The organism is Pseudomonas rhodesiae, assembly GCF_013285305.1.
In the GTDB taxonomy this organism is placed as follows: domain Bacteria; phylum Pseudomonadota; class Gammaproteobacteria; order Pseudomonadales; family Pseudomonadaceae; genus Aquipseudomonas; species Aquipseudomonas rhodesiae.
Window position 1 is genome coordinate 2,094,555 of record NZ_CP054205.1, and the last position, 13,664, is coordinate 2,108,218.

Here is a 13,664-nt window from a genome sequence, read left to right on the forward strand (position 1 = left end):
TTTGCAAGAACTTGCCAGAGGAATAATCGTGGATTCTCGATTGAATGCCTTTCTTGAGCGGGCCGATGCAGTACTTGCCCGCCTGGAACCCCTGCTGCCAGCGCCCCGACAGGCTATCGACTGGAACCAGTGCCTGGCCGCGCGCTGGCAACGCGAGGGGCGCACCGGGTTTCTGTTGCCGCTGGAGGTCAGTCTGGACATGCGCCTGTCCGACTTGATCGGCGTCGACAAGCAGCGCGAGCAACTGGCGCGCAATACTCAGCAGTTTCTCGACGGCCTGCCCGCCAACCATGCGCTGCTGTGGGGTTCGCGCGGCACCGGCAAGTCGTCCATGGTGCGTGCCCTGCTGGCCCAGCATGCCAACGCCGGTTTGCGCCTGATCGAAATCGAGCGTGATCACTTGGCCGATCTGCCACGTGTGGTCGAGCAACTGCTCAAACTGCCGCAGCGCTTTATCCTGTTCTGTGATGATCTGTCGTTCGAAGCCGGAGAGGGCGACTACCGCGTGCTTAAAAGCGTGCTGGACGGTTCCCTGGAACAGGCGCCGGAAAATGTGCTGCTCTATGCCACCTCCAACCGTCGCCATTTGGTGCCGGAAAACCAGAGCGACAACGATAACTGGAAGCGCGTGGACGGCGAACTGCACCCCAGCGAAGCCGTGGAGGACAAGATTGCCTTGTCCGACCGCTTTGGCTTGTGGCTGTCGTTCTACCCGTTCACCCAGGAACATTTCCTGGATGTGGTGGAGCATTGGATCGGCGAACTGGCCAGCAAAGCCGGTTTGCAATGGCAGCGTGACGAAGCGCTCGATATTCTCGCCGTGCGCTGGGCCACCGGGCGCGGCAACCGCAACGGACGTTGCGCGTATCAATTCGCCCGTTACTGGGTGGGCCTCAAATTGTTGGAGCGTCAACCATGATCGATTTGCAACACGCCGGTACAGGCCTGGATGGCTATGCCATGCTTTGCGCGCAGCTGGAGTCGCTGTTAGCCGATGAGCGCGACTTTATCGCCAACAGTGCCCAGTTTTCTGCGTTCCTGTTCAACCAACTGGATGACTTGAACTGGGCTGGTTTTTACCTCAATCGCAATGAAGAACTGGTGCTCGGCCCGTTCCAGGGGCAGATCGCCTGTGTGCGTATTCCGTTCGGGAAGGGCGTCTGCGGTGCAGCAGCAGCCTCGCGCCAAACCCAGCGCGTCGAGGATGTGCATGCCTTCCCTGGGCATATTGCCTGTGACAGCGCCTCCAACAGTGAGCTGGTGGTCCCGCTGGTCAAGAACGGCCAATTGATTGGTGTTCTTGACCTCGACAGTCCTTTGATGGCCCGTTTTACCCAACAGGACCAGCAGGGCATCGAGCAATTGGCGGCGATTTTTCTGCGCTTGACCGACTGCTGATGCCAGAGGGGGCGGACCCGCCCCCTTATGGGTTATCCAGCGCGTGAAGCTGCACTTGCAGCATCCTCTCCAACTCCAGCATCAGCTTTTCCAGGGCCTTCACACCGGCGTCAATCGAAGACCGATCATCATCGCGGCCGCAGGCCTGTTCGAGGGTTTCACACTGTGACGCCAGCGCATTGGCCTGAACGATGCGGGCGGCGCCCTTGATCTTGTGGGCCTGTTCGGTGATCTGCTCATAGGAGGCCTGCGCGTTCATCAGGGCGATCAGCTCCTGACGGTCCTGGCGGCTGCTGTTGAGCAGTTCTTCCAGCAGGCGTCGGCTCATCTGTGGATCGCCGCCGGTCAGGGCTTCGAAATTACCGAGGTCTAGGATCTGGTCGGCAGGGTGCGTGCCGATCTGCGCCAAATGCCGTTCCAGGGCCGTGAGGCTGATGGGCTTGAACAGACAATCGTTCATGCCTGCCTGTGCGCAGCGTTGCTTCTCCTCGGGTTGGGCGTTGGCGGTAAAGCCCAGTACCACACAGGGCGTCAGGCCTTCACGCTGTTCGTATTCGCGGATCGAACGACTCAGTTCATAGCCATTCATGATAGGCATATTGCAGTCGGCGATCACCAGGTCGAAACGCTCCTTACGCCAGGCCTGGAAACCCGCCGCGCCGTTTTGCGCTGCGGTGAACTGATGGCCTAGATAGCCGAGTTGCTGGCACATCAACAGGCGGTTCGCCGGATGATCGTCCACCACCAGCACATTGAGCACTGGCGCGGTGGTCGGCCTTTCGGGTTGGTGTTCGTCCTCGGCCAGCTCAGGCTGCAGGCGTGTCATCTTGAGGTTGACATGCACCTGGGTGCCGACCATGGGCACGCTGCTCAGGCTCAATTGCCCGCCCATCATGGCGCACAGGCTGCGGCAGATCACCAACCCCAGGCCGGCGCCGCTCCTGGCCAGTTGCCCAGAGTTGTCGGCTTGGGCAAAGGGTTCGAACAAGCGCATCTGATCGTCGCGGCTGATGCCGATGCCGGTGTCTTCCACTACCAGTTTCATCTCGACTTGCTGGGCGAGATCGGTGGGCAGCACGTCGACCTTGATTTTGACCTGACCGCGCTCGGTGAACTTGATCGCGTTACTGATCAGGTTCGACAGCACCTGCTTGAAGCGCAGCGGGTCGATCAACACTTCGGTGTCGTCCAGGTCAGTCTTGAACTCCAGTATCAGGCTGAGGGTTTTCTGGCGGGCCAGGCCGTCGAACACACGTACCACCGATTCGATCACTTCCCGCAGGTTCACACGTTCCGGCGCCAGGCTCAGGCGGCCGGATTCGATCCGCGCGATATCGAGGATGTCGCCGATCAACTCCAGCAAGTCCTTGGCCGAGTTATAGGCCACTTCGATGGCGGGGCGGTCGAGGTGGCCCTGGTCCGCGCGCTTGAGCGTCAATTCGAGCATGCCGATCACTGCGTTCATGGGCGTACGGATTTCATGGCTCATGGTCGCCAGGAACGTACTTTTGGCGCGATTGGCCTCGTCCGCGCGTTCCTTGGCGGCACGCAGCTCATCGAACAATTGGCGGCGCTCGCTGATATCGATCCAGCCGCCGATGATGCCCTGGACTTCGCCCACCGAATCGCGATACGGCAAGATCCAGTGATAGATAGTGAGTTTTTTGCCGCGTATGTGCAGGGTGCGATCCAGGATCAGCGGGTTGCCCTCAGCCACCACACGCTGATAATCGGCGTGGTATTGCGCTGCCTCTTCTGCCATGGCGGTGCTGATTTGCATCGCACTCCTGCCGATCACCTCTTCGCGCTTGACGTCGAACGCCTGCAGGTAGCTGTCGTTGCAGGTCTGCAGCAGGCCCTTGCGGTCGCGCACGTAAATCGGGTGCGGCGTTTCGTTGACCAGGGCGCGCATGAATTCGAACTGGTCATTGAGAGCGCGCTCAGCCATTTTGCGGTGCTTGATCTGGCGCTGCATGTAGGCGTTCCAGGTCAGGGAAATCAGCAGCAACAGGCCGGTGCCGATGATGATGCGCGCAATCAATTGATGATAATTGCGCCAGTAGCTGTCGGAGGCGGCGGTATAGCCGCGCCAGCGACTGTTGATCACCCCCAGCTCGTCCGGAGCGATGCTTAGCAGGGCCTTGTCGAGAATTGAGCTGAGTTCGGTGGCCCCCCGGGACGTTGCCAAGGCAAAGGTGGCCGGCGTGGTGCCAATGCTGAAACTGGTCTGGACCTTATCTTGGAATATCGGTGAAGACAGGAAATAGTTGGCGACCACCAGGGTATTGACCGCACCCTCCACATGGCCTTGTGCAAGGAGTTCGGTTGCCTTGAACGTGTCCCCCGTTTCTACCAGTTGAATCTGCGGAAAGTGCTCGCGCAGGAATTTGATCGGCGGGCTGCCTTGAGTTACCGCCACGCGTTTGCCAGCCATTTGTTCCAGACTGGTGGGCGCCTGGTCTTCCTTGCGCGTCAACATTACGTAGGAGTTTTCCAGGTAGGGGCGGGTAAAGTTCAACTGTCCTTCGCGTTGCAGGCTGGGGGCGATCGCGCCGATGACATCTGCTTCACCGGCCTCCACCTGCTCGATCATCTCGTTCACATTGCGTCCGCGCTGGATCTCGAAGCGTAAGCCGGTGCGCAGGCGAATCAGTTCCAGCAGGTCGGCGGTGATGCCGCGGAAGTTGCCGTCTGCATCGAAAAATGTCAGCGGTGCGAAGGTTTCGTTCGCGATGACTTTGACCACTGGGTTGTCTTTCAGCCAACGCTCCTCGCGCGGGGTCAGTTGCAGCTTCTGATCGGTCAACAGAATGTCACTGCCGGCACTCCAGCGCTTGGCAATGGTTTCTCGCTCGGAGATGGGCACCGCCATCAGGACGGAGTCGACGATGCTCAGCAGGATGTGCTGGTGCTGCGGCAGGGCAAAGCTGAAGCCGTAGGCTTCGTGCTTACCGAAGTTGGCCATGCGCACGTTTTTCAGGTAGCCCTTGTTGATCAGGTAATGGGTGGAAATGGTATCGCCGAGAAACACGTCCGCCTGTTCGAACGCCACTGCATTCAACGCATTCTGGTAAGAGGGATAGGCGCGGATGATCGCGTTGGGGTAAAGCTTTTCCACTTCGCCCAGAGGCAGGTAGTGATAGACCAGGGCCAGGCGCATCCCCGCCAAGCCCTCGCTGAGGCTGCGTGTTTCGCCCTCGCGGGTGACCAGCACCGGTTGATCCACCGCGTAGGGTTCTGACAGGGTGAGGTTGGGGTTGGCGGCTTCGAACCCGTTGGAAGAGCCCAGCAAGTCGATCTCCCCGGACTCAAGGGCGCGAATGGCCGCCTCTCGGGAGGGGTAGCGCACCACTTTGATCGGCAATGCCAGCGCCTTGGCCAGCAGCCCGGCGTAGTCGGCCGTGAGGCCCTCGTAGTCGCGGCCGCTGGAGGTGAGATCAAAAGGGGGGTAGTCAGGGGCCGCAGTGCCCAGTACCAGTTCGCGTTTGTTCTGCAGCCATTGGCGTTGAGCCTTGTTCAGGTGGGTTTCCAGTTGTACCGAGCCTGCACGACTCAATAAATTGAAATATTCCGGGCCCGTTGGAGGGGCGGCAGGCACGGCAATGCTGAAGCACAAACCGGCACTCAATAAAATCAGATAGTCCTTTATACGCCTGGGCATCCGCTTTCTCACACTAGCGCGTTTCGTTTTGCCATCTCGATAAGTTCTACCAAGGACTTGGCTTGAAGTTTTTGCATGAGCCGCTTTTTATAGGTGCTTACTGTTTTGTTACTTAAGAACATACCTTTGGCGATTTCCTTGTTAGTCCGCCCTTGTGCAAAAAGTTGCAATACCATCAGTTCGCGATCGTTTACCGCTTTGAATAGTTCAAGTTCCTTTGAAACCGTGGTGTCCACTCCATTGGCATTCAGAGCCTGGCTGGGAAAGTAGTTGTAACCTGATAACACGGCACGGATGGCGCTGAGCAACTCGCTCAGATCCCCTTCTTTGCATACATAGCCATCGGCGCCCGAGCGCATGCAGCGGGTAGCAAACAGGGTTGGGGATTGAGCCGTCAGCACCAAGGTCTTCATTGAAGTGCTCATGGCATTGAAGCGGCAGAGCACTTCAAGCCCGTCGAGTTTTGGAATGCTGATATCCAGAATGATCAGGTCCGGTTGGCACTCACGGACCATCTGTATGGCATCGCATCCATTATCGGTTTCGCCGACTACTTTGTAGCCCTCGTGTTCCAACAACATTCGGATGGCGAGCCTTATAACCGGATGATCATCAATTATAAAAACTGTGTTCATGTTTACATTTCCGTGCAAGTGCAAATAAAGCGGGCACATTAGCTCAGAAGCGGATGCAGGAGCATGAAGCCGAGGGGGAACAAATATAAAACAGGAAAGTTCCTACATCAAAAAAGGTAAAAGCCTACTGGATGCTAAGGAATTGTGAAGCGAGATGACAACGTTTCGCCGTTCTGTAGGTTTAATCCATGCATCAGGTGCTGAGAAGGAGCAGGCAGCATGATCTTGGTCGATATATAGGGTTCCAAGTCTTGTTTTTATAAGTCAGGTAATGGGAAGAGCAACTGTGAAAGCTCTTCTTTGTTCAACGGCTTTGACAAGTAACCGAGCATGGGTAATCCACGCTCCAGCGCCTGAACATGCAACGCCGACAGCTCTGCGATGGGCAGCCCGCTGAGCAGGATGGCGGCGTTGATAAAGCGTTGACGGCTGGCGATTTCAATCAGCTCCAGACCGGGTAGATCGGGTAGGCATTGATCACACAGAAGGATGTCGAAAGGCATGTCCGCCTGGGTCATCAGATGGACGGCCTGCGCGGCGTTTTCGCACGGTGTCAGTCGCTCGAAGCCGAAGCTGCGAAGCAGGCACTGAGTGGCGAGCAGTTGAAAGGGATGGTCCTCCACCAACAGGATGCAAAGAGGGTTACTGGGCATAAAAAGTACACGATGATTCAAGCGTCGAAGGGGGGCATGTAGGAGCTGTTCGATGACTGTGCCCGGAGCGTGCGCGATTATTCCCCGTGTATCTGTGCGAATTCGATCAGGCCGCTCTGTTCCGTGTGTAGGCAGATTCTGCTCAATCGGCAGGCGGCTTGATCGGGGCGGTTATTGAGGGCTGGAGCGACCGGTCATCTCTCGTGCCATTTCAGTGGCATAGCTGTCGGTCATGCCGGCGATGAAGTCGATCATGCGCAGGAACGACGTGTGCAGCGGCCATGCCGGGTCCGGTGCGTTGTTGCCGAGCAAATCGAGAATGCGCCGGTTCTTGAAGGACGGCGTGCGCCCGCCATGTTGCTCCAGTGCGGCGCCGCAGAACGCATTCAGGAGAATTTCCAGGGTGGTGTAAGCGCCGATTTCGTGCAGCGTCTTGCGCTTGTCCTGGAAGATCTTCTTGCGCGCCATGTCTTTGGCGTCCAACACGCAGCGTTTGGCCGGACCGTGCATATGTTCGACCAGGTCGCCGGGCAGGGTGCCGGCCAGCAAAGCATCCTGCTGATCGACGAACGCGCGCGCTGCGGCGTTGGTCAGGTGCTCGATGGCCTTGCCGCGCAGGATCGCCAGTTTGCGCCGGCGTGAGTCCTGCGGCCCCAATTGACGGTAGGTTTGCGGCAGGTCGTCGCCCACCAAATCGAGCAGCAACGACTCGACTTCGGCGTACCCCAGCAAGTCCATTTCCAGGCCGTCTTCCAGGTCGATCAAGGCGTAGCAGATGTCATCCGCGGCCTCCATCAGATAAACCAGCGGGTGACGCGCCCACCGTTGGTCCTCCAGTTGCGGCAGCCCGAGTTTGTGGGCGATCTGTTCCAGGATCGGCAACTCGCTCTGGTAGCAGCCGAACTTGTGCTTCTTGTAGCCCAGGGAGTCGGCGTGGCGGGCGGTCCAGGGGTATTTGAGGTAGGTGCCTAGGGTGGCGTACGTCAGCCGCGTGCCGCCATCGAACTGGTGGTATTCCAATTGAGTGAGCACGCGAAAGCCTTGGGCATTGCCTTCGAAGTTGAGGAAGTCATTGCGCTCGGCGCTGCTCATGTCGTCCAGCCAGCCGCGGCCGGCCGCTTGTTGAAACCAGTGGCGGATAGCGTCTTCGCCTGAGTGCCCGAACGGCGGGTTGCCGATGTCATGGGCCAGGCAGGCCGACTGCACCACCATGCCCAGGTCGCTGGGATCGCACCAGTCGGGCAGGGCGCTGCGCAGGGTTTCGCCCACGCGCATGCCCAGGGAGCGGCCGACGCAGCTGACTTCCAGCGAGTGGGTCAAACGGGTGTGGATATGGTCGTTGCTCGACACGGGATGCACTTGTGTCTTGCGACCCAGGCGACGAAACGCGCCGGAGAAAATAATGCGGTCGTGGTCTTTGTGGAACGGGCTGCGGCCCAATTCTTCCGGGCTGTGCAGTGGTTTTCCTAGACGTTCGCGGGTCAGCAGGGTGGGCCAATCCAAGGCGGGTAATCTCCGTGCGGTGAATGACCCGCCCAGCTTCCCGGTTCCGCCGCGGCGGGGCAAGCGAAAATCTACAGGCCGGCGGCGTCTATATCGATTAACAGTAAGCGCTGACCGTTATCGAAGAATTGTCCGGCGGTGAGGCAGTACTGGTTGGTGGTGGCATCGCGGTAGGTCGAAGACAGCGTCAAGCGGCGCTCCTCCCACCCTTCGGCGAGCAGATGATAAAAGTACGGCCTCCACGACCAGTTGTGGCCGAGGTAGCGGCTGTCACTCTGCCAGGCGTCCTGGCGCCACTCGAAATTGGGCGTCAGTTGGGTGCCGTGGCGGTCGCACTGATAAAAGCGCAGCAGCCAGGGGAACGCAGGCAATTGCGGTAACTGGCTCAACGGTGCCTCGGCCTGGGCCCAGCTTTGCAAGATGCTCATCAGCTCGGCCATTTGCTGGCGCAACTGCATGATGCGCCCGCGTTCCGCCAACTTCTGCTGGACGTAAGCGGTGCGCAGTTGAGCAAAGCGTGGCACGAAGGCGTCGGTGGCGAACCAGTCCAACTGGGCCTGGGCAAACAAGTAACCTTGTACGTAGCGGGCGCCGCACTCCAGGGCGAAGCTCAGTTGCGCTTCGGTTTCCACGCCTTCGGCGATGATCCAGCAACCGGTCTTCTCCGCCATTTGTGCCAACGCGCGCACCACCTCGCTGCTCGGCCCGCCGCGCGCGGCCTCCTGAAACAGACGCATGTCTAGTTTGAGAATGTCCGGTTGCAACGCGAGCACTCGGTCCAACTGGGAATAGCCGGCGCCGAAGTCATCGATGGCAATCCGCGCGCCCGCCTCACGGTAGCGCGCCACCACCTCTGCCAGGCGCCTGATGTCGCCCCCCAGTTCGGTGATCTCGAACACGATGCGCTGCGGATCCACGCCGTGGCTGTGGATCTGTTTCAGGCTCGGCAACGGCTGGCCCGGACGCAGGCGGTTGATCCAGCGCGGTGAGATGTTCAGGCTCAGGAACCAGTCTTCAGGCGCCTCATGCAGCCGGCTCAGGGCGTTATCGCGCAGCTGCCGGTCCAGTCGTCGCAGAGCTACGCCGGAGGTACGCGGGTCGGCGAACAGCGGGCCTACGGACTGCAGGCGACCGTCAGCCAGGCGCAGGCGACCCAAGGCTTCCACGCCGGCAATGCGGCCGGTGGCGGTATCGATGAAAGGCTGGAAGCAGGCGAGCGGTTGCCCGTCGATCACAAGGCCTCCTTAAGAGAGGTGGCGAAAAAAAAGGCCCGACCCTCGAGAACAAGGGCCGGGCCGATTCTGTTAGCAAGAATGCAGCCAGCGAGGGCCGGCGCAGCTCAGTCTTTGCGCGAACGGCCTTGCATGGCCAGTTTGATCAACGGGATCAAACCCGCACCCAGGCGCACCAGGCGCGTCACGCTGCTGATACTGCCGCCCTTGGCGCCCTTGCCAGTGAGAAAGCCCATCAGCGTCACCGCCGCCACGCCCCACAGCGGCGCGTGCTTGATGCCCAGGTTCTCCTGCCAGTTATGCCGCATGTCACGCATCTTATGCAGGGGCGTGAGCAACTGCTGGGATTCGTGGCGGATTTCCTGGCGGTGCATTTCCATGCGCAGGCGGATCAAGGCCTTGCGCATTTCTCGCCGGGTGGTGGATTGCGGAACTTCAGTCAGGCTCATGGCAGCAGGCGCTCCCGGTCATTGGCCAACTCTTCAAGGGTGGCGTGGAACGGTGTGGATTCATCGAACACCGCGGCTTTCAAGCGTACCCCGCAGAACGCGGCGGCCAGGCTATAAAACACGCAGAGGCAGATGATCCCTGTCAGGCGGTAGCCGGTGTCCCACACCAGGATCATCACCAGGGTCGACAACCCCACCAGCAACAGCAAAGCGAACACCAGGGCCAGGCCTGCGAACAGCAGCAGGCTGACGGTGCGGGCTTTCTGTTCCTGCAACTCGATGCCGAACAGTTCGACGTGGCTGTGCAGCAAGCCTAGAACGGCCGCGCCCAGGCGTCGTGAGGTAGAACTTGCGCCCGTAGACGAGCCGCTTTCGCCGATAGACATAATTTAGCGCCTTGTAGCCAGCAGACCGATCAGAAAGCCTACGCCGGCGGCAATACCGATGGACTGCCAAGGGTTGGCCTGCACGTAATCTTCCGTTGCGGTGACCGCCGCCTGGCCGCGTTCGCGCAGGGAGTCTTCGGTCAACTGCAGGGTTTCACGGGCCTTGAGCAGGCTCTCGTGAATCTTGCTGCGCAGTTCATCGGCCTGGTCGCCGGCGAGGATAGCGGTGTCGTCCAGCAACTTTTCGGTGTCGCTGACCAGGGTTTGAAAATCCGCCATCAGTATTTCTTGAGCAGTCTTTGCAGTGGTTCTGGCCATGGGTATCTCCGTGATTGGCTGATCGGTGCGTGTGGTTTCGAGTCACCGGCGTCGGTGAAGGTTCATTGCGATTGACTGGTACAGCTTTTGCTTTGGCTTGGTGCGCGGGCCCGAGGGCCTGCGCTGAATCCGGGCGGTCAAGGCCAATGCCTTGAAAAACCTTACCCTAAAACACTCAAACCCGCGGAAAAACCCTGTCGGCAACGGCCTATCGTGATGTTCGCTGCGCTAAAGCGGTTCATGCCCCCAACAGAGGGGTGGTTCCGCCGGTTCCAATTTAGTGCGCGGATTTCTGGCTTGAACCGCTTTGGTGCTTTTTGCCCTGACTACAGGCCTGCCAGCTTCCATGGACACTCTACAAAGTGCGGTGGACACCCTCGTCCATAGCTCCAACACCCTGTTTATTCTGATCGGCGCGGTCATGGTCCTAGCCATGCACGCCGGCTTCGCGTTTCTGGAAGTCGGTACGGTGCGTCAGAAAAACCAGGTCAACGCGCTGTCGAAGATCCTCAGCGATTTCGCGATCTCGACCCTGGCTTACTTCTTTATAGGCTATTGGATCTCCTACGGCGTGAGCTTTATGCAGCCGGCGGCGGTGATCAGTGCCGATCATGGCTACGGTCTGGTGAAGTTCTTCTTCCTGCTGACGTTCGCCGCGGCAATTCCGGCGATCATCTCCGGGGGCATTGCCGAGCGTGCGAAATTCGCGCCGCAGTTGTGTGCCACCGCGTTGATCGTGGCGTTTATTTACCCATTTTTCGAGGGGGTGGTGTGGAACGGTAATTTCGGCCTGCAGGCCTGGTTGGTGAGCACTTTCGGTGCCGGTTTCCATGACTTTGCCGGCTCGGTGGTGGTGCATGCCATGGGCGGTTGGCTGGCGCTGGCGGCGGTGTTGTTGCTGGGCCCGCGCAACGGTCGCTATCGCGAGGGGCGGCTGGTGGCGTTCGCGCCGTCGAGCATTCCGTTCCTGGCACTGGGTTCGTGGATCCTCATCGTCGGCTGGTTTGGCTTTAACGTGATGAGCGCGCAGACCCTTAACGGCGTCAGCGGCCTGGTAGCGGTCAACTCGCTGATGGCGATGGTCGGCGGCACCGTGGCTGCCCTGGTGATCGGTCGCAACGACCCTGGTTTTCTGCATAACGGGCCGTTGGCCGGATTGGTGGCGATCTGTGCTGGTTCCGACCTGATGCACCCGGTGGGCGCATTGGTCACCGGTGTGGTGGCCGGCGGTTTGTTCGTGTGGTGTTTTATCGCGGCCCAGGATCGCTGGAAGATCGACGACGTGCTGGGTGTGTGGCCGTTGCATGGCCTGTGCGGCGTGTGGGGTGGGATTGCCTGCGGCGTCTTTGGCCAGACGGCCCTTGGCGGGCTGGGCGGCGTGAGCCTGGCCAGCCAGTTGATCGGCACCGCCCTCGGTGTGGCGGTGGCGTTCGGCGGCGGCCTGTTGGTGTACGGCGTGATCAAGCGCGTGCACGGGCTGCGTCTGAGCCAGGAGCAGGAGTACTACGGCGCGGACCTGTCGATCCACAAGATCGGTGCGGTCAGTCAGGATTGATCGGCGCCTCATCGTTGTCGCTGGGCGGTGCGTGAAAGCCGTGCAGCAGGCGATAGCGGTTTTGCCGCACTTCATCAACGCGCGCCTGCACCTGTTGATCCGGCAGGCCCAGCAGGAGCAAGGCGTGGGAGGCCAGCATCAGGCTCGACTCCAATAACTCGGGCACCACTTCAGTGGCGCCCGCCGCTTTCAATTCGGCCCACTGGCTATCATCGCGGGTGCGCACCAGGATCGGCACCTGGGCGTTGATACGGCGCGCCTCTTTAAGCACCACCAGCGCGACATCGCTGTTATCTACGGCAATCACCACCAATCGCGCGCGCTCTATGCCCACTGCGCTGAGCAGGGCGCCGCGCCGGCAGTCGCCGTAATGCACGCTGCTGTCTTCGGTCGCCGCTTCCTGAACCCGTTCCGGGTCATCATCCAGAGCGATGAATGCTTGTTGCTCGCGACGCAGAAAGCGCCCGATGGACTGGCCGACACGCCCGTAACCGCAGATCACCGCATGGTTGCGCAGCTGCGCATTGAGCGCGGTGATGGTCTCCAGTTGAACCTGCTGATTGGGTTTGCGATGCAGGCGCAGGGCGATGGCCGGCGCGGCGCGCAATAGCAGGGGGGTGAGCAGCATCGAGCAAAACGTTGCGGCGAGCAGCAGACCGTTGAATTGGTCGGGGATCAGCCGGCTCTGCTGCATCTGTGCCATCAAGGCGAAGCAGAACTCGCCGCCCTGAGCCAGGGCCAGGCCGCTGCGCCAGGCGGTTTCCATGTCGCTGCCGCGCAGTTTGACCAGCAGCGCGACCACGCAGCCCTTGATCAGCATCAGCGTGAGGGTCATGCCGAGAATCAGCAGGCTGTGGCTTAGGAACAGTTGCAGGTCGATCAGCATGCCGATGCTGACGAAAAACAAGCCCAGCAGGATGTCGCGAAACGGTCGGATATCTGCTTCGATCTGATGGCGGTAATGGCTTTCACCCAGCAACATCCCGGCCAGGAACGCGCCCAGGGCGGGGGAGAGGCCGAGCAAATGGGTGAGCCAAGCGGTCAGCAGCACAATCACCAAGGCCAGCAACACAAACAGCTCCGCCGAGTGGGACGCGGCGACCTCACGGAACAGGCGCGGCAACAGCCAGCGGCTGGCAAGCAGCAGGCCGATAAACAGCACCACGGTCTTGCCCAAGGTCAACGGCAGCGCCAGGTACCAGGCCTGATCGCTGCTGCCGGCGAACACCGGCACCAGCGTCAGCAGTAACACTGCGACCACGTCCTGAAACAGCAACACGCCAATCGCATTCTGGCCATGGCTGCTGAAAATCTCGCCAAGGCTGCCCAACTCCTTGCTGACGATGGCCGTGGACGACAGCGCCAACCCCGCGCCGAGCAACAGCGCAATTCCGGGCGCCACCCCCAGTAGCATCAATGTGGCCCCCAGCAGCGCGCCGCACCCCAATACCTGCAAGCTGCCCAGGCCAAACACCACATGGCGCAGGGCGAGCATCTTGTTCAGGGAAAATTCCAGGCCCAGGGAAAACAGCAGAAACACTACCCCCAGCTCGGCGAGATCGGGCAGCTCTTCGCTATCGTTCACCCAATCCAGCGCGGTGGGCCCCACGGCCAGGCCTACGCACAGATAGCCCAACACGGGCGGCAATTGCAGCCGGCGAAACAGGGCGATCACCACCAGGGATGACGCCAGAATGATCAGCAGGTTGGCGAACACAAACCTCTCCGTTACAGGGTCAGCGGACAAAAAGCCGCGAGAATGGCTGAATCAGTTATAGGCCATGGTGACTTGGGTCAGGTCTTTTTGGGGGGCATGCACAACTCGCCACCCTCGGTAAGCAGGCTTAGAATGACCCACCTTATTCTGATCAGGC

12 protein-coding genes are annotated in these 13,664 nt (G+C 60.1%); 3 read left to right on the top strand and 9 right to left on the bottom strand.

Annotated elements, in window-relative coordinates; translation table 11 throughout:
• The first annotated feature begins 28 nt into the window (after nt 1-28).
• Nucleotides 29-919, top strand: coding sequence for an ATP-binding protein (locus HRH33_RS09560; protein ID WP_034096607.1), 891 nt, complete (start codon nt 29-31; stop codon nt 917-919).
• The gene (locus tag HRH33_RS09565) at nt 916-1,398 is read left to right on the top strand and encodes a GAF domain-containing protein (RefSeq protein ID WP_034096608.1); all 483 of its coding nucleotides are present in this window, start codon (nt 916-918) and stop codon (nt 1,396-1,398) included. The genes HRH33_RS09560 and HRH33_RS09565 overlap by 4 nt, the downstream gene beginning before the upstream one ends.
• A 25-nt stretch (nt 1,399-1,423) precedes the next feature.
• Here HRH33_RS09565 and HRH33_RS09570 read toward each other — a convergent pair whose 3' ends face one another.
• From HRH33_RS09570 to HRH33_RS09605, 8 genes are all read right to left on the bottom strand, one after another.
• Nucleotides 1,424-5,059 carry a transporter substrate-binding domain-containing protein gene (locus HRH33_RS09570; protein WP_167417590.1) on the bottom strand — a complete coding sequence of 1,212 codons (3,636 nt, stop codon included), beginning with the start codon at nt 5,057-5,059 and terminating at the stop codon, nt 1,424-1,426.
• 8 nt (nt 5,060-5,067) lie between these two features.
• The gene (locus HRH33_RS09575) at nt 5,068-5,694 is read right to left on the bottom strand and encodes a response regulator transcription factor (RefSeq protein ID WP_094066198.1); all 627 of its coding nucleotides are present in this window, start codon (nt 5,692-5,694) and stop codon (nt 5,068-5,070) included.
• A gap of 257 nt (nt 5,695-5,951) precedes the next feature.
• Nucleotides 5,952-6,347: a response regulator gene (locus tag HRH33_RS09580; RefSeq protein ID WP_167417589.1), complete on the bottom strand. Its 396-nt coding sequence runs from the start codon at nt 6,345-6,347 to the stop codon at nt 5,952-5,954.
• Between the two features lie 171 nt (nt 6,348-6,518).
• Nucleotides 6,519-7,850 (bottom strand): deoxyguanosinetriphosphate triphosphohydrolase, encoded by a 1,332-nt coding sequence (locus HRH33_RS09585; RefSeq protein ID WP_167417588.1) that lies wholly within the window; start codon nt 7,848-7,850, stop codon nt 6,519-6,521.
• A 71-nt stretch (nt 7,851-7,921) separates the two neighbouring features.
• Nucleotides 7,922-9,085: an EAL domain-containing protein gene (locus tag HRH33_RS09590; protein WP_034137528.1), complete on the bottom strand. Its 1,164-nt coding sequence runs from the start codon at nt 9,083-9,085 to the stop codon at nt 7,922-7,924.
• Between the two features lie 104 nt (nt 9,086-9,189).
• A complete protein-coding gene (locus tag HRH33_RS09595) occupies nt 9,190-9,531 on the bottom strand; it encodes a hypothetical protein (protein ID WP_034096614.1) in 342 nt (113 codons plus the stop codon).
• Complete coding sequence (locus tag HRH33_RS09600) at nt 9,528-9,917, bottom strand: phage holin family protein (RefSeq protein ID WP_034096615.1); 390 nt, start codon at nt 9,915-9,917, stop codon at nt 9,528-9,530. The genes HRH33_RS09595 and HRH33_RS09600 overlap by 4 nt, the downstream gene beginning before the upstream one ends.
• Nucleotides 9,918-9,920: 3 nt before the next feature.
• On the bottom strand, nt 9,921-10,235 hold the full coding sequence (locus HRH33_RS09605; protein WP_034096616.1) for an ElaB/YgaM/YqjD family protein: 315 nt from the start codon (nt 10,233-10,235) through the stop codon (nt 9,921-9,923).
• Nucleotides 10,236-10,581: 346 nt separating this feature from the next.
• Here HRH33_RS09605 and HRH33_RS09610 point away from each other — a divergent pair, with 346 nt between their 5' ends.
• Nucleotides 10,582-11,790 (top strand): ammonium transporter, encoded by a 1,209-nt coding sequence (locus tag HRH33_RS09610; RefSeq protein ID WP_167417587.1) that lies wholly within the window; start codon nt 10,582-10,584, stop codon nt 11,788-11,790.
• Here HRH33_RS09610 and HRH33_RS09615 read toward each other — a convergent pair.
• The gene (locus HRH33_RS09615; protein ID WP_123480384.1) at nt 11,777-13,507 is read right to left on the bottom strand and encodes a cation:proton antiporter; all 1,731 of its coding nucleotides are present in this window, start codon (nt 13,505-13,507) and stop codon (nt 11,777-11,779) included. The two genes, HRH33_RS09610 and HRH33_RS09615, sit on opposite strands and share 14 nt — an antisense overlap.
• Nucleotides 13,508-13,664: the final 157 nt, after the last annotated feature.